Consider the following 21,595-nt stretch of genomic DNA (forward strand, 5'->3'; position numbering starts at 1 on the left):
CATCAACACTCCTTCTGGCTCTGGAGACCATGCGCCTCGACCTCGGGGGAGGTCCAGGCGACTACATAACTGACGGTAGCGATATCGACTCTTCCGGTGGAGACGTCATCGCCCACAGCGTCCTGACGCCGCGACGGCGATACCCCGCCCTCGCGGGGCGCCGGGCCGGTCGGTTCCGGCTGAATCCGGCCGGCGGCGTCCACCGTACGCAACGCCACCCACCGGGTCCGCTCCGGCACCGACCCGTCGGGACCATCCCCGTAGACGGTGACCCGGACCAGGTCGGGCGGGGTGCCCCCCACCGGGGAGGACGCGAGCCCATCCCTTCCCGGGGAATGGGCCTTCCCCGGGAAGGGATGGGGGCCGTCCACGACGAACCGACGTGGACGGCCAGCGAGGCCCGTTCCGTCGGCCTTCGCCGCCGCCTCCTTCGCCGCCCACAGCCGGGTGAACCACACGGCCCGCCGGTGAGGATCGGTGCCGGCGACCCGGTCGAGCAGGCGCAGTTCGGTGGGCGCCAGGGCCGCCTTCTCGACCCCGGCGGCGCGGGACACGATCCGCTCAAGATCGATGCCAACCTCCCCGTCCGCGGCGACCAAGGCCACGGCGAGCTCCGGCTTGTGGGCGAGCGACACCCCCGGGGGGTCGAACGCTGGGACACCCGGCCGCGCCGGCAGGGAGGTGATGACCGGGGCACCCACGTCGTCGTTACGGATCCCGACCTCGATCCCCCAGACGGGCCCCGCTCCCCGTTCCCACAGCCATCGCCGGACTGCGTCCTGGGCGGCGATCCGTCCCAACAGCCGGCCGCGTGCCGCCCTGGGGTTGAGCGCGGCGAGCCGGGCACGCTCGGCGGCATCGGCGTAGTGGCGCACGATCAGTTCCCGCGAGGCCGCGTCGGGCCAGCGGTCCACGGCGACCACCCAGCCCTCACCGGAGGGCTGGGCCACCGTGTTCAACTCCGGCGCACGCACCATCGCCCAGAGCACGTCGTCGTTGGCGAACCGGCGGTCGGTCCACCCGGTGATGACCGCCCAGACACGTCCGTCGGCCCGCCGCACCTCCATGTCCGCGGTCACCGTGCGCTCGGCCACCTGCCGGATCCGTACGACGCAGTCCACCAGGTCGCCCTCCACCGGTGCCGGGCCGTGGAACTGCACGTCGGCCAGGGACTGCGGGAGCAGGAGGGAGTCGTCGGACAGATGCTCCATCGCCCAGTAGCCGAAGAGCTGGCCCACGTTGTCGAGCAGGGCGCCGGACGCCGACGGCACCCGCAGACGCCCCCGGATACCGGTCGGGGCGATCGCCTCGATCCGATGGATGCCCTGGTAGCCGGGACCGTGGAAGAGGAACCGGGCCCCGTAGAGATCCCTGCCACGATGCCGCGGGGGCCGCTCGACGGGCAGCGTCGGGCCCGTCCGGCCCACGGACAGATCGGCGGTGATCGCGGTTGACTCGGGCGGCGGCAGGNGGNCCGCCGCGAACAGCACCGTGCCGCGGGCGTAGCCGTCCACGGTCACCCGCACCGCGTCCGGCCCCGCGGGGGCGAGCGCAATGGACACCTCCACCGCCGGCTCGATCGCGAGCCAGCGCAACGCCCGGACGTCTCGGACACCGACCGGCACCCGGCCCGGCAGCAGCGCGGCGGCCTCGCCGATCATGAGCTCGAGGACCTCGGTCATCGGCACGACCGGGAACAGATCGGATATGTCCGCCCAGCCCGGCGGCTGACGGTAGAAGCAGTGGTCGACGATGTGCGGCATCGACGCCAGCGACAGCCGTCGCCGGAACATCCGCGGCCCGGGTTCGGGACTGTCACGGGGCACGGGTACCCAGCCCACCGCGGACGTCCGATCGGCGCCCGTGCCCCGACCGGCCGCCCCGCCGTCGGCCGCGCTCGCGCCGCGGCGAGGAGGGACGCCCGTCGAACCCGCGTCGCCGTTTCCGCCGGCACCGCCGGACGTGCCACCGCCCCGGGGAGCATCGTCGGCGCGGAACCGAGCACCACCGCGCACGCCGCCCGACCGCACGCCGCCCGGGATCGCATCGCCCGGGATCGCCCTGCCCCCCGATCCGGGCGGGGGGACCCGAGCCGGCGTCGCCCCATGCGACCAGCGGTCGACCACGGTGGACATCACCGCGTCCGCCTCGGCGAGCGCGGCCCGCAGCTCGGCAATCACCGGATGCGTCGGCACGTCACCTTCGGCCCAGGCCGGCGGGTTCCGGTGGGTCCGATCGGCACTGCCCGGGTTGAGCAGGTCGCCGGCCCCGCCGCCGAGGCGGATCAGGGGGGTGCCGAGGCTCAACCGCACCGGGGCGCCGACGCGGTGCGGTCCGTTGGCCGCCCGGGGGAGCGGCGGCACCGCCGGCGCGGGTCGCGACCGGCAGGGCAGCAGGTCCATCCGGGGCGCGGCGCCTTCCGCCCACATCGCCGCCGCGACCCGCCGCAGCTGGTCCAGCCCGGGACGCTTCACGGTATTCGTGACCAACGAGAGATGGTCGTTGCCGGGCAGGGTGTCGTCGACGAATCCCGCGACGCTGCCCACTCCGACCTGGATGAAGGCACGCACCCCGCGCTCGCGCAGCCGCTCGACGAGCTGGCGGAAGCGTACCGGTTCGACCAGGTGTCGAAGAGCGAGCGCGCGGATGGCGTCGTGGTCGCTCGGGTAGGGCGCCACCGTGGTCGCCGACCAGATCGGCACGCTCGCCTCGACGAACGTGGTGCGGGCGAGCCGCGCCCGCATCGGGTCCAGGTACGGTTCGAGGAACGGGGAGTGGAACCCTGACCGGAACGGCAGGATCTGGCCCAGCACGCCGTCGCGGCGCAGCCGGTCCAGCGTGGTACGCACGCTGTCCTCCCGCCCACAGATGATCGACTGATGCGGGCAGTTGTCGTGGGAGACGACGACCTCGTCGAGCCCGGCGATGACCTCCGTCGCGCGCTGCGCGCCGCAGCCGAGCGCGCCGAAGACGACCCCCGGCACCTCCAGGGCTGTCGGGTCGAAGCCGGCGAGGAAGTCGTCGGTGTACTCGTCGGTGATCAGCCCGCAGGAGATCATCGCGTTCCACTCGCCGATGCTGTGGCCGCCGACGAGGTCCGGGATGATCCCGAGCCGCCGCAGCGCCACATCGAGGATCCGGCCGACCTCAACGCTCGCGACGCCATGCCGGCCGAGCATCCCGGTGTCGTCGAGGGTCGGCTTCGTCAGCCCGAAGTGTTCGCAGACATCGTCGATCCGCGGGGTGAACTTGTCCTCCAAGCCGCAGAACAGGAAAGCGGTCTGCGCCGGGGAGTCCCCACCCGCCCGCGCGGGGGCGAACATCCCTGCCGGGGTGAACCACAGGTCGTTGCGTCCCCGCCAGGGGGTGCCGCGCTCGACGACGGTGCGGGCGAGCGCCAGCCGACGGGCGGTCGGCGCGACCAGGGCCAGCCGCCACGGCCCACCGGTCGGCGGGGTCGCGGCGTCGTCGCGGGCGAGCAGTTCCGCGTCCGGGACGTCGAGCTGGGCCAGCAGGTCAGCCGCGTCGGCCCCGGCGAACAGCAGCACCGGTTCGACGTCCGGACCGACGTCCGGGTCGGCTGCCCGGTCCACCGTGGNCACCGCCGGGGCGGCGAACGTACGGGCCGCCGTCACCGCCGCGGGTGCCGGCGCCTCCTCCAGCACCAGATGGGCGTTGATGCCGCCGAACCCGAAGGCGTTGACCCCCGCTCGGCGGGGACCGCCGCCGGCCGGGGCGTCCCACTCGACGACGGCGCGCACCGGCGCGAACCGGCTGCCCACGAACGCCGGATGCGGCTCGTCGCAGTGCAGCGTGGGCGGCAGGACCCGGTGGTGCAGCGCCAGCGCGGTCTTGATCAGAGCGGCCGCGCCCGCGGCCGGNATCGCGTGACCGATCATGGACTTGACGGAACCGATCCCGATGTCCGCCCGACCCGGCCCGGCCGGTCCGCCCGACGCGGTGCCAAAGATCCGGCTGAGGGTGGCGAGCTCCACAGCGTCGCCGGTGGGGGTGGCCGTGCCGTGCGCCTCGACGAGGCCGATCGCACCCGGCGCCGTCGGGTCGAGCCCGGCATCCGCCCAGGCCCGGCGGACGGCGAGCGTCTGGCCTTCGACGGCCGGGGCCATCAGCGAGGCGGACCGGCCGTCACTGGACGTGCCCGATCCCCGCAGCACCGCGTAGATCCGATCGCCGTCGCGCTCGGCGTCGGCAAGCCGCTTGAGGACGACCATGCCGACGCCCTCGCCGATGAGAATGCCGTCGGCCCGCCGGTCGAAGGGACGGATGATCTCACTCGGGGACAACGCCCGCAGCAGGGTGAAGACGCTCCAGAACGACGCCTCGTGCACGATGTGGGCGCCACCGACGATCATCGCGTCGGTCCGGCCGGACCCGAGGTCACGCATCGCCATGTCGACGGCGATGAGCGATGACGCGCAGGCCCCGTCCACGGTGTAGGCGGGTCCGCGCAGGTCGAGCCGGTTGGCGATGCGGGAGGCGGCGAGGNTCGGCACCAGCCCGATGGACGCCTCGGGGCGCTGCGGTCCGAGCTGGGCGACGAACGCCTCCCGGACCCGTTCGACGGCCTCGGCCGGCAGGTCGGGCAGGATCTCGCGCAGCGTCGTGACAATCTGGCGGGAGGTGCGCACCCGCTGTTCGAGCTTGGCGACCCCGGGACCGACGTAGCCGCCGCGGCCGAGCACCACCCCGACACGCTCGGCGTCCCCCAACCGCTCGGGACCGCCGGCGTCCGTGATCGCCTCGGCGGCGAGCCGCAGGGACAGCAGCTGGTCGGGTTCGGCCCAGTCGACGGCCAGCGGCATGATGCCGAACGNGGCCGGATCGAACGACGCGAACTCCTCGACNAAACCGCCACGCCGGCAGTAGAAGGCGTCGCTGGCACCGCCGGGGCTGCCCACACCGCCGGGTCTGCCGACACCGCCCGGTCCGGCGCCGGGACGGTCACCGCGGGGCGGGTCGGGGCGAAACAGGTCGGGGCGGAAGTAGTCGTCAACGTCGAAACGCTCCGGCGACACCTCCCGGATCGCGTCGACACCCCCGACGATGTTGCCCCAGAAGGTGCCGAGGTCGCCGGCGCCGGGGAACAGCGCCGCCATCCCGACCAGGGCGATGGGTGGGGCGCCGCCCCCGGACGCGGACCGGGATCCCGACGCCGACCGCCCCCCCGGCCCGGCACCGGGCTCAGGCATCGAACGACTCCACCGAGGCGCACATGTAGACGACCTGCGCGGGCGTGCCCGCCGGAGCGGCCAGCTCCCGCAGCAGGGCGGCCACCCCGTCGGCGGGATCGATCAGGCCGATGCCACGGCGCGCGTACTCCCGGGCAAGCTCCGGGGAGACCATCCCACCGCCGGTCACACCGGCCGCACCGGCCACCGCGCCCCCGGTCACCGCGGGGGCCGGTCCGCCGGCCCGTGCCACGAAGTCCCGCGCGGATCCCCAGGGACCCCAGTCGACGCTGACCACCCGGCCGGCGAAGCGGCCCGCACAGGCACCGGCGAGCGTGTCCAGGGCGTCGTTCGCGGCGGCGTAGTCGACCTGGCCGCGGTTGCCGAAGACGCCCGCGACACTCCCGAACAGGGCGACGAAGCCGACGTCGTCCCGCAGCGCCGCCAGCAGCGCCCGGGCACCGTCGATCTTCGTTCGGTACACCTGGTCGAACGACTCGGGCGTCTTGTCCCGCAGGAGTCGGTCCGCCAGGATGCCCGCACCGTGCACCACGCCGTCGAGGCGACCGTGGCGGGCGTAGACGTCGGCCACGACCGAGGCAACGGCGGCGCCGTCACGCACGTCCATCGCGTGGTAACGCACCGACGAGGCCAGCCGACCAAGGACCTCCAGCGTGGTGCGCACCTCCCGCTCGGCGAGCAACCGGGCCACCTGGGACTCGATCTCGGCCGGCCGGCGGACGCCGGTGGCGACAAGCGCGCGGCGCAGCGCCGGGGCGTCGAGCGCATCCGCCGTCACCGGATCCTCCGGTCCGGTGGGCGGTGGGGTACGCCCGATCAGCTCGATGGCGCAGCCGCTGCGCCGGGCGAGCTCCACGGCGACGGCCGCCGTGATACCCCGCGCGCCACCGGTGAGCAGCACCACCGAGGAGGGACCGAGCTCGGCGGGCAGTTCGCCCGCATAGCCCGCCGCACCCACGTCGCCGACGTCGCCCGCGACGCCCAGCTCCACCGGCCGGATCCGCGGGGTCGCGCGGACCCCGTCACGGTAACCCACCACGGACGGCCCGCCGGGGGTGAGCAGCTCGACGAGCAGGCTCTCGGCGATCCGACGCGGTTCGTCCTTCGGTTCGACGTCGACGAGGCGGACCGCGATGTCGGGAACCTCCCAGGCGATCGTGCGCACCAGGCCGGCGAGGCCCATCCCCGGGGTCAGCTGGATCCCCTCGTCCCCGGCGTCGCCCGGGGCGAGCGCTCCGGTGCCGTGGGGCGACGGGCGACCGAAGCGCCCGCCGTGCCCGGTCGCGACGAGCATCCGCCGGCTGCCGCCGAGGGCCGCGGCCCGCAGTGCCGCGAACGCGGCAGGAAGAACGGCGTGGTCGCCGGCACCGGGATCGATCGAGGCGATCCACACCAGGCCGTCCGCGCCGGCGCCGGCTCGAACCTGACCGACCAGGCCCCGGTCGNCGGCAGCGAGGATGCGGGCCTCGGCACCCGCCTGCTCCAGCAACGTGGCGAGCTCGAGTCCGACCCCGAGACCNCCCTCGNCGAGAAGGAAGCGGGCCCCGGCCAGCGACCCGGCACGTCCGACCGGCTCCGGGGTCGAGGGCACGGGGACGATCTCCGGTTCGACAACGAACCGCCGTAGCGGGATCGCGGCTGTCGAGCCGGCCCCCCCGGACTTCGCGACTCCGGCGGACCGACCGGGCCCGGTGGGCTCGGCCGGTTCGGTCGCGCCGGCGGCATCCGGATCCACCGACGCGNCGATCCAGTCGACGATGCCGCGGACAGTCTTGATCGCCGCCAGCTCCTCGACGNCCTCCTCGCCCAGCTCCCCCGACCCGGCATCCACCAGACCCAGCCGCTGCGCCAGCTCCCCCAGAATCTCCGTCCGCTTGATCGAGTCGATCGACAGGTCGGCCTCAAGATCCAGATCGGGCTCCAGCATCTCCACCGGATAACCCGTCTGTTCCCCGATCACCCCCACCACCGCGGCCGACACCGCGGCCCGGTCCAGCACCACCCGACTCGCGGCAGCCATGTCCGGCACGTCGTCAGACACGACCCCCGGCCGCGGCGGCACGAAGCCCGGCACGTCGTCAGACACGACCCCCGGCCGCGGCGGCACGAAGCCCGGCACGTCGTCAGACACGACCCCCGGCCGCGGCCGCACAAGGTCCGCCGGCCGCCCCTCGGGGAGCTGGCCGGGCCGGGCCAGGCCGGTCGGGTCGATGCCCAGGTAGCCCAGTACGACGTCACGTTGCGCCGCGACCAGTTCCCGGGTGGTTCGCAGAAACTCCAGCNCCACGGCGTCCNCCGGTCCGTCNCCTCCAAGTTCGGCCAGTCCGGCGGGCCCCGCCGCAGGGTCGTCGGTCGTCTCGCTGTGGTCGGTCACGCCGGCGCGGTCGAACGGGGGAGCCGGCGCCACGGTGTCCTCGACGAACCCGCGCACGCCGACGATCTCGGGCACGGATGCGGCCCCGGGCACGGAGGCGACCCCGGGTGACGTCGTCCGCACCGTCAGCCGGGTCGGCGGCCGCAGCCCACCAGGAAGGAACCGGCCGTCGGGCGTGCGCACATAGGCCCCGTCGATGAGCCAGCCGGGACGGCGCGGCAGGTCCGTCGCGCTGACCACCCGGGCGTCGCGGCCGGTGAACAGCGCGGAGGGGTCGAGCTCGACACCGACGGCGGCGAGCTCGGCGAGGGCCAGCAGCAACCGGCGCAGCCCCGGCTCGCCGGCGACGTCGGTGGCCACCACCCGGTGCGGTCGACCGGCCAGAATTCTGCCGACGAGTTGCGCCAAGACGCGGCCGGGCCCGGCCTCGACGAAGGTCCGCACCCCCGCGGCGTACATCGCCTCGATCTGCTCGACGAACCTGACCGGCGCCGCCACCTGACCGGCGAGCGTCGCCCGCACCTCGTCCGGGCTGCCGGGGTAGGGCCCGGCGGTCGTGTTGGACCAGACCGGCAGGGTCGGCGCCTCGACCTCGACCTCATCGAGCCGGGCGGCCAGCGCCGTCGCCGCTTCCGTCACCACCGGGCTGTGGAAGGCGCACGCGACCGGGATCGGCTTGGCGCTGATGCCGGCCCGGCCGAGAGCCGCCACGGCGGCGGCAACGGCGTCCGTCGGCCCGGAGATCACGCTCTGCCGCGGGGCGTTGTGGTTGGCCACGACGACCCGGCCCGGTCCGGCCTCCCCACCCGTAACGGCCCCGTCGAGCGCGGCGCGGACCTGCTCGACCGACGCGGAGACCGCCGCCATCGTGCCCGGGTCGTCGCCAGCGGCTGCCAGGATCGCCGCGGCACGGGCCTCGCTCAGGCCGATGAGGTCCCGCCGGTCCAGCGCCCCGGCGGCGCACAGCGCGACCAGTTCGCCGTAGGAGTGCCCGGCGACGTGGTCCGGGCGCACCCCGAGGCTGGTCAGCAGGTCGTGGACGGCAAGCCCGGCGAGCCCCAGCGTCGGCTGGGCCGCACGGGTGTCGGTGATCGCGGCCGCCTGGGCGGCCTTCTGCTCCCGGGAGAAGGCCGCCGGCGGGAACATCGTGTCCGCCCACCGGGGGGCGAGGTCCAGCACGGACCGCAGCCGTGGGAAGGCGATGAACAGGTCGGCGAGCATGCCGGGCCGCTGACTGCCCTGACCGGGGAAGAGGAACGCGGTGGCACCCGGATCCGCGTCCTGGTCCCGGACGAACAGACCCGCCCGAGGGTTCGACGTGAACGTGCGCGCCTGGTCGATGGCGGTGGGCAGCGCGTCGAGGTCGCCGGCGACGAACGCGAGCTGGACCGGGCCGCCGCGTTCCGCGCAGACGGTGGAGGCGAGGTCACGCAGACGGAACGGCCGTCCGGCCGCGTCGTTCGCGACGATCAGCTCGGCCAGCCGGTCCAGCGCCCGGGTGGCCGCCACCCGGTCGGTGCCGCGGACGACGAACAACTCCGCGGGCCAGCTGTCGAGGCCGTGGGCGGGCTCGGGCCCGCCGTCATAGGCGGACAGCACGACGTGGAAGTTGGTGCCGCCGAATCCGAAGGCCGACACGCCGGCGTGGCGCCGCTCGGCCGGGGCAACCCACGGCTTGGCGACGTCGTCAAAGTAGAACGGGCTGCTCTCGGCGTCCCAATAGGCGTTCGGCGTGTCGATGTGCAGGGTCGGCGGCCGTACCCCGGTCTCGACGGCCTTGGCCATTTTGATCAGACNGGCCAGGCCCGCCGCACACTTCGTGTGCCCGATCTGCGACTTCACCGAACCCACCGCGCACTGGCCCGGCGTCGCACCGTGGTTGGTGAAGACCTCGGTGAGGGTGGCGAGCTCGGTGCGGTCCCCCACGACCGTTCCGGTCGCGTGCGCCTCCAGCAGACCGATCTCGCTGGGCGAGATCCCCGCCCGCCCGTAGGCCCGTTCCAGGGAGAGCACCTGGCCGGCCTTGCGCGGCGCGGTCAGCCCCAGGGCCCGCCCGTCGGAGGAACCGGCGACGGCCCGGATGACGGCGTGGATCCGGTCGCCGTCCCGTTCGGCGTCCGCGAGCCGCTTGAGCACGACGACGGCCNCCCCCTCACCGAGGCTGGTGCCGTCGGCGCCCGCGTCGAAGCTGCGGCACCGACCGCCCGGAGACAGCGCATGGACGGAGGAGAACAGCAGAAAGTCGTGGGCGCCCGCGTGGGTGTCCACGCCGCCGCACAGCACCATGTCCGAGGTGCCCGCGACGAGCTCCTTGCAGGCGGCGTCGAGGGCGGCGAGCGACGACGCGCAGGCCGCGTCCACGGTGAAGTTCACCCCGCCGAGGTCCAGCCGGTTGGCGACCCGGCCAGCGATGACGTTCGCGAGCATGCCCGGGAACGAGTCCTCGTCCAGCTCCGGCAGGAACTCCTCCAGCTCGGCCGGCAGGTCCCCGAGCAGCGCCGGCCACAGGGAGCGGAAGCTGTAGGCACCGGAGAGATCCGTCCCGGCCTCCGTGCCGAAGACCACCGACGTGCGGGAGCGGTCGAACGCCCGACTCTCGCCGGCGGTCTTCTGGCCCACGTCCTTCTGGCCCGCGTCGTACCCGGCGCCGCTCAGCGCGCGGGCGGCGACCTCCAGCGCGAGGAGCTGGCTGGTCTCGATACTGCGCAGCGACTTCGGCGGGATACCGTAGGCCAGCGCGTCGAACGGCACCTGCGGGAGGAAACCGCCCCATCTCGACGGCGTCCTGCGGCCAGCGTCCCTGAGCACCGCGTCCGGGTGGTAGTAGACCTCGGCATCCCAGCGATCGGCCGGGACCTCGCGGATGGCGTCGTTGCCGGCGACGATGTTCGCCCAGAAGCTGGCCAGGTCCGGGGCGTCCGGGAAGATCGCGGACATCCCGACGATCGCGATGTCGAGCGGCCGGGCGGCCGGGCGGCCGGGCGCCGCGCTCCTGTCGGCGGGCCGCGGCTCGGCGGAGCGCAGCTCGGCGGAGCGGGCGGCGAGCCCGGCCGTGGCCTGCGCGGTGACCTCGTCATGCAGCTCGGCGATGCTCGTCCGCCGCGAACGCAGGGCGGCGACCTGTCCGATCATGTACATGCCGTCCCGGGCCTGGGTCGCGGGATCGACCGTGACGACCTCGCTGCCCTCACGGCGCAGGCCCTTGCTCGCGACCCGCAGCCGGCCGAGGTTGAGCGCCTCGAGCTCCTCCCACATCTGCTGGCGGGAGTTGCCGGCGGCGATCAGCTCACGGCGACGGCCCAGAAAGGTGTGGACGTACGCGGACTCCACGCACCGGGTGGCATGACCGGGAGAGGTCTCGAGCAGCACGGTGCGCTCGCAGTCGAGAGCGGCCTGCTGGAAACCCGGCAGGATCGCCCCGGACGCGACGGCCTCGGCGGTGAACAGGTACGCGGTGCCCATCAGCACGCCGACGCTCGCGCCCCGCTCGGCGAGCGGCCCGGCCGCCGCGGCGACCATCGCAGCGGAACGGGCGTCATGCACGCCCCCGGCGAACAGCAGATGCAGGCCCGCGAAGAAGTCCGGACCGGCCTGATCGGTCGTGCCGAACTCCAGCAGGCCGGCGATCTGCGCCTCCCACAGCGGGAAGCTCGCCCGCGGCCCGACGTGCCCGCCGCATTCACGCCCCTCGAAGACGAACTTGCGCGCGCCGTCGGCCAGGAAACGGTTCAGCAGCCCCGGGGACGGGACATGCAGGAACGTGTCGATGCCGGCGGCCTCCAGCGGGGCCGCCTGTGCCGGGCGACCTCCGGCGACGATCGCGCAGGCAGGACGCACGTCATGCACGGCGGCGAGTTGGGCGGCCCGCAGCGGCGCCGGGGCGAACCCGAGGACCCCGACCCCCCAGGGCGCGTCCCCGAGCAGGTCCGCGGTCTCCTCCAGCAGGGCGCGGCTGTCCTCGCCGCTCATCAGCGCCAGGGCGAGGAAAGGCAGCCCGCCCTCGTCGGCGACGGCATGAGCGAACGCCGCCCGGTCGCTGACCCGCGTCATCGGTCCCTGCGCGACCGGGTGGCGCAGGCCGCGGGCAGCGGCGAAGGGCGCACCGGGGGCGAGGGGACGGGTACGGGCGGCGGCAGCGATGCCCTCGCGGATGCCCTGACGCACGGCCCGTACGACACCGCCCGCGGTCACGTGGCGGTCGGCGAGATCGGCGGCGAACGCTCCGTCCTGGCCGACCGGGAGAAACTGGTTACGCAGATCACGCGCACCCAGCCGGAACGGGATCGCCGTGGCAGCGCCGGCCATGGCGGCGCCCGTCATGGCGGCGACGGGCAGATCGGGGCGGGNGTACACCCNGNAGCCGGCGAGGNGGGTGGTCTCGCTGCCGTCCATCGCGCGGATCGCCGCCGCGACCTGTGCCGGCAGCTCCATCTCACGCACCAGGGCGAGCTGGGAGTCCAGGACCACACCGGCCGCGCCGCCGGCCACCGCGGCCGCCGCGGTGGCCGGACCGATCCCGCCAGCGGCAAACACGGGCAGCGGCGCGCCCTCGGTGGTGACGAACGCCTGCGCGAGCAGATGTTGCAGGAGGGTGAAGGTGGTGAGGTCGCCCACAGGCCCCCCGGACTCGTTGCCTCGCGCGATCAGTCCCTCGACCCCCGCCGCCACCGCGTCGCGCGCCTGCGCAACCGAGGTGACCTCCGCCCAGACCCGGCGCCGCGCCTCTCCACGCGGCCCGCTCGTCCGCCACCGGCTCGTCAGCGCGCCGATGTCCCAGCGGCTCCCCGGGCCCGGCCCGGCATCCGCCCACGCGACGGGGCCGGATCGGGGATCCGGACCGGATCGGGCGACGAGTACGACGGTCCCGACGCTCGCGGGCAGCTCGTCGGGATCGAGGGGGCAGCCGGGGGCAGCCCGCACCCCGAACCGGCCCGGCGCCCACCGCGCGGCGTCCCGCAGCGCATCACGCGCCGGTCCGGCCAGCAGCCCGAGATCCAGCACCCCGAGCCCTCCGGCCCGCTGCACCGCGGCGACCAGGGACGCGGACGGTTCGGCGAACGGCGTGATCACCACGACCAGCTCGCGGGCGTCGAGCGGATCGCGGTCGGCGGGATTGGCCGGCGAGGCCACGGGTGACGCGCTGGGTGCAGTGGTCATCGGCTGGTCCTCCCGACCGGTCCCCGCCTGAGGCAGGGCGCTGAGGGGGCAGAGGCTGAGGGAGCTGTGCTGGTCCGCATGGGCGGGCAATCGCTGGTCCGGATGGGCGGGTAATCGCTGGTCCGCGTGGGCGGGCACCTCAAGGGCAGGCGGGCAGCCGGCAGACCCGTGGCCGGCAGCGCGTCCGCTGCCGCACGATCGTCGCGGCGGCGCATCGAGGCCATGGAACTCACCCACCGAACCAGCATGATCGACTTGTTTCGGACGACAGGACCGCCCGCACCATCCAGACCTCCTGGTCAGTGCCGTCGGGACGGCAGACATCCGGGAAGCCGCATCCGCCCTGAGTATGCGAAAAACGAACCAACCCCCAACAGGCTGTCGCGGAACTGGTGTCCCCCGGTCCCACGGCGGCCGCATCCGATTAGCCGACACGGGATTGCCAACGTGCGCGGAATACTAGCCGGCTCGGTTGGGATCATTGCGCGGTGCCGGACCACAGCGGTGATCGTGGGCCCATCGGACCACTGGCGCGGTCGCCGTGACCAGGTTCGGACGACATCCAGTCGCCGGCTCGCCCACCGCCGGACATCGATGACGATGTCGCGGATCGGGATTACACAGAGCCCGCAGGGGTGTGCACCGGGCGACGTCATCAATCGCTGCGGCCATCGATGGAGGTTACGAATGAGTATCACGCAGGTCGCTATCCCGGTCGCCGGTCGCGGCGGTTTCTCTTCAGAATCGATCATCTAATGCGGCGATGAACAGATGTGGCTACTTTCCGGCAACACACGCCCGCACGCGCAGGGCCTGGAGAAATCGGATGCGAGGACGACGCCCCGGGAGGTATGGAACCACGGGCGGACACCGTCCTGAAAATCGATCGTGGTCGCCGCCGGCCGGGTCAGGCGCTGACGGACGGAGACTGACTCCTTCAGACCCCATGCGGACCAGAAGGGACATCGGCCAACCTAGTCACAGCGCGCCGTCGATCGCAAGCTTATCCGATCAACTTTCCGGCAACGACCTCAATAGGGATGCCAATGGCAACATTTCAGCCACAATAAGCGACAGTCGTCGCGGGGCGTGCAGGACATGACCCTCGGGACCGGTCAGGCGAGGCCAGATCGATTACCACGGACCGGCTTTGTCACCCGGGTGGGATCATCGGCACGCGGCCGTCGGCACCGGGAACGGACACGCAGGGTGTCCGTTCCCGCCACTGCTCGATCATCGGGACCGGCCTCTCGCCTCATCCCTTCGCGCCGAAATGCCGGCGGCCCCGATGGAGAGGTCGATCATGATCGCCGTCATCGGAGGATCAGGTGCCGGCGACCGCGTCCCGCGCGGTGGCGCACCGGGGTTCGCGGCTCGAATCTGAGGTCGTAGATCATCGGCACCGCCGCGGATCCCACGGATCCCACCGATCGAACATCCACGGCAGCGGCCTCATGACCTTATGACGTCACAGTTTCAGGGCCGCGGGTTGCCGGGGGCCGCGAACGCGCTCGTCTCCCGCTGCCACGCGATCGCCAGCTGGGTCCGGTTCGTGCACCCCGTCGCCACGAGCGCATGGGTGAGATGGTGCTTGACCGTGTCGATGCTGATGCACAGCGCCTCGGCGACCTGGCGGTTGGAACGGCCNTCGGCGACGAGACGGACGACGTCGCGCTCGCGCGCCGACAGCTTGCCCGCGACCGACGGGCCCGGGTCCGNCCGGATGTAGAAACGCAGGAGATTACCGAGATGCCGCCCGAGAACTGCCCCGACGGCGCGGTCCCGCGGTCCGAACGCGCCCGGCCGAGAATCCAGCAGGGACACCACGGCGCCCACGTTCGACGGACCGAACAGGCGGATGAGCAGCTTCGCGTGGATGCCGTGTGCCCNCAGAAACCGCTCCAGGCGCATCCGCACCTCCGGGCGTTCCGGGACGCCGAGATCGTCAAGGGTGGCGAGCCCCCGCTCGCGGACCGAACGCAGGCTGTCCGGATTGCTGAGGGCCTCCAGCTCCCGGTAACGCTCCAGGTAGGGGCCCGCGAGTCGAAGCGCCAGCCCGCGACCGGTGGGCCGGGCGTCCTGGAAGGCGGTCTCGAGCGAGGAGCCCAGGAAGAAGGCGGAATGCCGGTAACCGAGATGCCGGGCCATGCCGTCCAGGGCGAGCTCGCGGAAGGATGCCAGCGACGACGCCCGCTCGCAGTCCTCCACCACGCGCAGGATGCCGCGCAGCTCGGCCGCGCCGAGAGCCAGGTCCCGCGGCATCGGCGCGGTACGCGCCACCGGAGCGGACCGGACGGGCGGGCCACCGGCCGGGACCGCGCGGCCGGTGGCGCTCGGCACGTCGCCGCGGCCCATCGGCGAGCCGCCCATCGGCACGCCGCTCCCCGGCGGGCCGGAGCGCTGGTGCAGCGGTCGCCCCGCACCGGCGCCGGTGGCGGCGGAATGCCGGGTGGCCGGCGAGCGGTGCGGCGGGGNCAGCGGNGNGGGNGNGCTCGCGGAGACACGCCTCGCGACCCGGCCCGCCGCAGCGGCCTCGGCGGATGTGTCGACGGTCACGCCAATTCGCGGCCGATGTAGTGCGTCCTCACCGATAACATCATGCGGGCGGGAAACTCGGTCGGTCACACGTGCCTCCGGGGGGGTCAGAACTCAGAACCGACGCCAGGCCTCGTCCGCTAGGGACGATGCCGCCAGGTTGATTTCCGGCGAAGTTGGACAGGTTCGGCAAGCGTAGGGCCCACCTCCCTCGCTACGCCAGCAGTCGCCCACGCCCCCCCGATCACACTCACCCCGCATCTTCGGCTCAGCCGGGGAAAACGCGACCTTAACGCACGTAAACGTTTGGGATGACGGCGTCCGGCGGCCCCCCGGCAGTGGCTCGAGGTGATTTTTCCCTCCCGCTGGCACCGCCCGTCGGGGCTACCTCACAAGTACGAGATTGGCTCCCCCGGCCTCGATCGCGGCCGCGAAAGAAGCCGGAAAACGTCCTCCGGCGCGGGTGAGCCCTGGATCCCGACCGACATCGACAGCATGAACATTGGTCACGCAGGGTATCCACGGCGGCAGTGCACGGTTTCGCCAGCGGTCCGCGGCCCGCCCCGGAGGGGTGGAGTTCTCCGCTCCCCGCACGGACCACCCATCCCATGGTGCCGCTCCACGACGACGACACATCGAGCGCGGACACCATCGAGCGCGGCCGGGGCGCGATGTGGCCATGCACCGATCATCGACCGGCCGAAGCCACAGGTCGAAGCCACAGCAGGAGACCAAAGCCACGGTAGGAGAGAGGCGGAGGTACGAAGGCGATGACCTTGGGGCGGTCGGTCTTCCTGGTCGTGGTGGGTGCCATCCTGCGCTACGCGCTCACCTGGCACACCACCGGAGTGGATCTCCAGGTTCTGGGTCTGATCCTGATGATCACGGGGATCGTGACATCGATGATCTGCCTGCTCCGCGCCTTCCTGCCGGCACCGGCACGGGCCACCGCACGTACCCGCGGAGCGGGGCGGACACCGATCGGGCCTGGTCCCGGCCCGATCGGGCGGCGCATCGAACGAACGGCGGCGTTCGGCACATACCGGTACGGCCCACCGCAGCCCGGGTCCAACAGGATCCAGAGGGATGCCGGCTACCTCGATGCCGGTCACACGGGCCCCGGTCACACGGAGAGCGACCGCACCGATGCCGGCTATGCGGACGCAGTGGACGACGGACCCGGCTCGGGGGGAGGGTACCCNCCCCCGTGCCCGCCGCGATTCACTGAATCACCGTCATCCTGATCGCGGCGCCCCGACCACCGGACCGTTGACCTCCCACCTAAAATTTATTTTTACGATAAACGGTATGACTATTTACAATAGACGCAATTCGCGCGCGCGATGTACAGCGTCGCGACGCCGTGGCACGTCGAGCTTGCGGTAGATGCTCTTCAGGTGCGTCTTCACCGTGTTCACGGAGACGAAGAGCTCGGCGGCGATCTCGGTGGTCGTCAACATCGTCGGCAGATAGCTGAGGACCGCGAGTTCCCGGTCGCTGAGCCGGCCACCCGCACCGGGTCCCCGCCCGTCCCTGGAACCGGGTGAGCGCTCACGCGCCCCCGGCTGCCCTAGGGAGATCGGACTTGTTCCCGTCCCAAGGCCGTAGCCCGCCGGACCGGAGGGGCCGGAGGGGCCGGAGGGGCCGCGCGGGACGTCGGCCCCCTGCCTGTCACGGTCAGGCGGCGCCGAGCGCGCCGCGGGGGTCATGAGGGCCGGACGTGCCATTCGCCCGCTCATGACGGATCGACGTGGGGTGGCCGGCCACGCGGGCGCGGGCACCGCCACCTCTCCGCTCGGCATCCCCCCGCTCGGCGTCCCCCCGTTCGGCACCTCCAGGCCGGCCGCCCCCAGAGGCGGCACCCCCAGAGGCGGCACCCCCGCCCCGGATACGGCCATGACCGGTCCGCCGTCGGTCGGCGTCCGCGGGTTCACCGCGGCGGCGGACTCCGTCGTGGCCATGGCCCGCAAAGTCGACACGAAGAACGGATGTGCGGCGGAGAGGCCGGGATGGGCATCCAAGATCGCCAACGGTTCGCCGCCGAATTCGAGGAACGGGCCAGCGAGTCCCTCGTCCTCGGCGAGCGCGAGGGCACGCGCCAGCAGGTCGGTGGCCCGCGCATGGTCATCACGCCGCGCGGCCGCCACCGCTGCCACCACACATGCCGACACCACCGAACCGCCTCCGCCACCGTCCGCCCGCAGCAGAGCCGCCACCGCGTGCTCCGCTCCCTCTAGATCAGCGCACGCGAGGTTCGCCCGGGCCGCCGCGAGCGCGAGAGCATGGTCCGGCCGGCGGGTGTCGGCCAGCTGGCCCAGCAGCTGCCGGGCAGCCTGGGCGTTCCCGACGGCGATCAGCAGGTCGGTCTCGGCGGCGCGCCACAGCGACAGACACAGCGGCGGTCCGGCCGGCCGTCCTCGCGACGCCAGGAGACGGCGGGCAGCCCGCACATCGTCCGCCTCCCCACGCCGGCATCGCGCCCTCGCCTCCAGCACGACGATCAGATCGAGCAGGTAGGGAGGATGCGCCGGGGTGAAGGCCATCCGCGCGAGGTCGAGATGGTGCGTGACACGCACGTCGTCGACCCGGGCTGCCGCCACCATCGCATGGGCGAGATGCGCCTCGACCAGGCCTGCCGGCATGTCGGTCCGACCATCCGAGGATGCGGGGACGGCCGTGGGATCGACCGGGCTGGCAGTGATCACAGCGGCGGTGGCGACCGCCGCTGCCGCGCTGGACTCGGCCTGCCGCAACCGACCCCGTAGCACGTAGGCGAGAGCCATCGCCCCGGACGCCGATGCCTCGACCGTCCGCAGACCGGTATCCCGGGCCGCCGTCATCGCCTCCCGCAACGCCTCCAGCGCCAGGTCGGGACGGCCGAGCCAGAGCTCCGCCCGCCCGCGCGCACACCAGGCCACGGCTGCCGCGATCCTGTCGGAACCATCCACGCCCCCATCCACGCCACCACCGGTCGATCGCGCGACGATCCCGGCCGGGCGGTCCGGCGGGGCCCCACCGACGACGGAGCCGGGGCGGGCCACGTCTCCCCCGACGTGATCACGTCGAACACCGCCCGGCTCCCGTCCGGGACCTTCGGCGCCCCCGACGGGGCCGGCGGGCAGGAACCGGGGATCTCCCGGCGGCCGCATGTCGGCGGGCGGTCGTGGCCGGCCCTTCCCCGCAGCCTCCGCCCGCCCCGTCACACCGGCAACCACCGGACCAACCGGCTGCGGCACGGCGCCCGGCCTGCCCGGGGACCGTAGCAACCGGCGGGTGATGCTCAGCATCTCCTCGCACGCCCCGGCGAGCTCCGCCCGGCGCAGGTCGACGAGATCGGCCCGGACCGCGAGCGCGCGACGACGGGACACGACCGCCGCGGCGATGCTCCCCCGGGCCACCTGCAGGTATCTGGTGGCCGCCCCCACCTGTCCCCGGCCCAGCCGGCCCACGGCGGCGACCAGTGCGCACTCCGGCGACCACGAGGCCGGGGAGTCCGGCATCCCCGTCATGATCGGGCTGAACCCCGCGACGCCGCCATGCAGGGCGTCCACCATCTCGGTCCCATCGACGAGCAGGCAGGCCGCGTACCACCAATCCCCGGCATGCGCGGCGTGATGTACCGCGTCCGTCGTCCGACGGTGCGCGGCGAACCAGATCGCGGCTCGCAAGTGGAGCTCAGCGGTGTCCTCGTCGCCGTCCGCGGCCAACGCGGAACGCAGCACCGCGGCAAGCAGCCGGTGAAAGCGGAACCATCCGCCGTCGTGGTCGAGCTCGACCACGAAGCCGTCGGCATGCGCGAGTGCCGCCAGAACTTCCTTCCCGCTCACCCGTGCGCCCACCGTGGGTGCCGGCGCGGCACGCGAGCCGGTAGCCGCCGCCAGGACGCCCGCGTCCATCCGCTCGGCCGCGACGGCGTCCGCCAGCGGCCCGGTCATGCGCTCCAGGACACTGGTCCGCAGGAGGAAGCGGCGTACCGGCGACGGCTTACCGGCTAGCACCTCGGCCCGCAGGAAATCGGCGATCGCGGGATGGCCGGCCACGGCGCCGGAGAAACCAGCCGTGTCACCGAGGCCACCGGACGGGGATGCGACGGCCGCTTCCCACCGCCCATCCGCCCCCGGCAGTGGTCGTCGTTCCCGTGCGGCGAGCGCCCCGGCCGCCAGCCGCAGCCCGGCCGCCCAGCCCTCGGTGACGTGCACGAGACCGCTCACCGTCGCGGGCGACGCCGTGATCTCCTGCCGGCCCGTGATCTCCTGCCGGCCCAGGAGCGCGGCGGCCTCCGCCCGGGTGAAGGCGAGATCTGCCGGACCGATCTCGGTGATCCACCCGGCGGCCCGCAGCCGGTGCAGCGCCACGGGCACCGTCCGGCCCATCAGAATGATCCGGGCCCGATCCGCGGCCCCGTCGATCAGCAGTTCGAGGCCGTCGAGGTCCGAACGCCGGGTGATCAGATGCACGTCGTCGAGGATCAGTATGAAGGACGTCGGGAGGTCGGCGAGGATGTTGGCGAGCCGTCGGTAACGCCGATCATAAAGATCGTCGGCCGCGGGACCGTACCGGCTCCCAAAGCCCTCACCGGCCGGGAGCAGACCGTGTCGTCCCAGCCCGTGCAGCAGCTGCGGCCACAGTGGGAGGCCCGGCCCCCCGCCACGCGGGCCGGGGACGACCGCCGGATCGACCCGCACCCACACGATCGGCGTCTCCCCCCGCCGGGCCGCGGCCCAGGCCGCGACCAGCACCGTCTTGCCCGAGCCGGCCGGAGCCCGCACCACCGTGAGGGGCAGGACGGTGGCGGCGTCGAGTGCGTCGAGCAGCCGTGGTCGATCGACATGACCCGGCGGGGCCGGCGGGGGGNCGAANCGGNTCAGGAGCAGCGGCAGGCTTTCGGGACCGTCCGCGGGATCCTCCTCCCCGGGACGGGGAGCGGCATCCTCCGGGCGGAGGGGCCGTCGACCCTCAAATGCGGCGGGACGGGACCGGACGGAACCGGACATCGGTGACTGTTCGTCGAGCATCCGCACCACCCCCAGCGACAAACTCGCGCTAGGTAGTGGTACGCCTACTCAGACGACCGGGCAACCGGGCAACCGGTCCGCACCGCCCGCCGTCGAGGGACACCCCGCCCCGGGACCCGGCCCTCAGGCCGCGCAGTCCGAACAGACGACGTGACGGACGTCTGCGAGCTGGCTGCGGTGCTGCACCAGGAAGCATCGAGTGCAGGTGAACTCGTCGGCCTGCCGGGGAAGTACCCGCAGCGACAGTTCCTCGTCGCGCACCTCCGCATCCGGAAGGTCCAGCTCGGCCTCGAGGGCGTCCATGTCGTCCCCCAGGTCCGCCGCCGCACCGGCGCGCTGCGCCTTGAGCGTCTCCAGGCTCTGTTCCTGGAGCTCGTCCTCCTCGACATCCGTGCTTCGCCGAGCGTCGAAGTCACGAGCCATGCGTCTCCTTCCTTTCCCTGCCGTCGTTCACCCAATGGGTATGCCAACCCATCGGTCTTGGGTTCGACCGAGCGTGAGGAGCCATGAAACACTGCACCTCAGGACATCGGCTGGTTACAGTACGCAGTGACCCCAAAGATTGANGTGACGCGATGCCCTGTGTCCGCATTTCCGGGTGCCTCCACCACATCCAAGGGTCCCGGCCGGAACGCGGATCTCCAGAGCCGAGCGAAGGATACGGGGCGGAACCGCGTCAGGCCAGGCAGCGCCTGGCTGGCGCGGTGTCACTCCCGCCACAGCCATGATCAAACATCACGACTCCGGTGGACCGCCCGCATCTCGATCGATGCGGCACCGTACACCACCTGGACGCCGCGCCGTCATCGGATGGTCGGAAAGGGCCACGCAAGCCTGGGGGCCGACCGGCCGGATCTAGAGATACAGACCCGTCAAGCCGTCGTCCAACCGCTCCGCCGCGACGGCGTGCACGTCCCGCTCCCGCAGCAGAACGTAGGTGGTCGAGTGCAGCTCCACCTCGGCCCGGTCCTCGGGGTCGAACAACACCCGATCGCCAACCTGGATGGTCCGCACGGCCGTCCCCACCGCGACGACGTCCGCCCAGGACAGGCGCTTCCCCATATGCGCGGTCGGGGGGATGACGATGCCCGCCTTCGACCGCCGGTCCACGGAATCCTCACGCGGCTCGACCAGCACGCGGTCGTGCAGGAGCCTGATTGGCAGCGCGCCGGACTGCATGACACCCGATTGCGTGCCCACCCCAGCCGCGCCGACCCCGTTGACACCGCCGGACACAACGTTCACAGGGTCGGACACTACCCGCCTTCCAATCACCGGTGACACCCCAGGCGGCATTTCACGAC

Annotated in this window: 6 protein-coding genes; all 6 read right to left on the minus strand. The window is 73.1% G+C overall.

The window, feature by feature from the left end; translation table 11 throughout:
- Positions 1-2: 2 nt before the first annotated feature.
- The 6 genes from CED_RS00385 to CED_RS00415 all read right to left on the minus strand — a co-directional run bounded on the left by CED_RS00385 (position 3) and on the right by CED_RS00415 (position 21,536).
- On the minus strand, positions 3-5,210 hold the full coding sequence (locus CED_RS00385) for a type I polyketide synthase (RefSeq protein WP_051868604.1): 5,208 nt from the start codon (positions 5,208-5,210) through the stop codon (positions 3-5).
- Entirely contained in the window at positions 5,203-12,741 is a 7,539-nt protein-coding gene (locus CED_RS00390; RefSeq protein ID WP_035908269.1) for a type I polyketide synthase, read from the minus strand. Before CED_RS00390 ends, CED_RS00385 begins: the two co-directional genes overlap by 8 nt.
- Before the next feature lie 1,476 nt (positions 12,742-14,217).
- Positions 14,218-15,111: a LuxR C-terminal-related transcriptional regulator gene (locus tag CED_RS00395; protein ID WP_035908273.1), complete on the minus strand. Its 894-nt coding sequence runs from the start codon at positions 15,109-15,111 to the stop codon at positions 14,218-14,220.
- A 1,481-nt stretch (positions 15,112-16,592) separates the two neighbouring features.
- Positions 16,593-20,291 (minus strand): LuxR family transcriptional regulator, encoded by a 3,699-nt coding sequence (locus CED_RS24910; protein WP_235186827.1) that lies wholly within the window; start codon positions 20,289-20,291, stop codon positions 16,593-16,595.
- A 123-nt stretch (positions 20,292-20,414) separates the two neighbouring features.
- Positions 20,415-20,714: a DUF4193 family protein gene (locus tag CED_RS00410; RefSeq protein WP_011435374.1), complete on the minus strand. Its 300-nt coding sequence runs from the start codon at positions 20,712-20,714 to the stop codon at positions 20,415-20,417.
- A 432-nt stretch (positions 20,715-21,146) separates the two neighbouring features.
- Positions 21,147-21,536 (minus strand): co-chaperone GroES, encoded by a 390-nt coding sequence (locus tag CED_RS00415; protein WP_035908101.1) that lies wholly within the window; start codon positions 21,534-21,536, stop codon positions 21,147-21,149.
- Positions 21,537-21,595 lie beyond the last annotated feature (59 nt).

The organism is Frankia sp. CeD (assembly GCF_000732115.1).
In the GTDB taxonomy this organism is placed as follows: Bacteria; Actinomycetota; Actinomycetes; order Frankiales; family Frankiaceae; genus Frankia; species Frankia casuarinae.

Excerpts from the sequence above, each read along its gene's own strand:
- CED_RS00410 (WP_011435374.1), bottom strand. The coding sequence starts at position 20,714 with ATGGCTCGTGACTTCGACGCTCGGCGAAGCACGGATGTCGAGGAGGAC.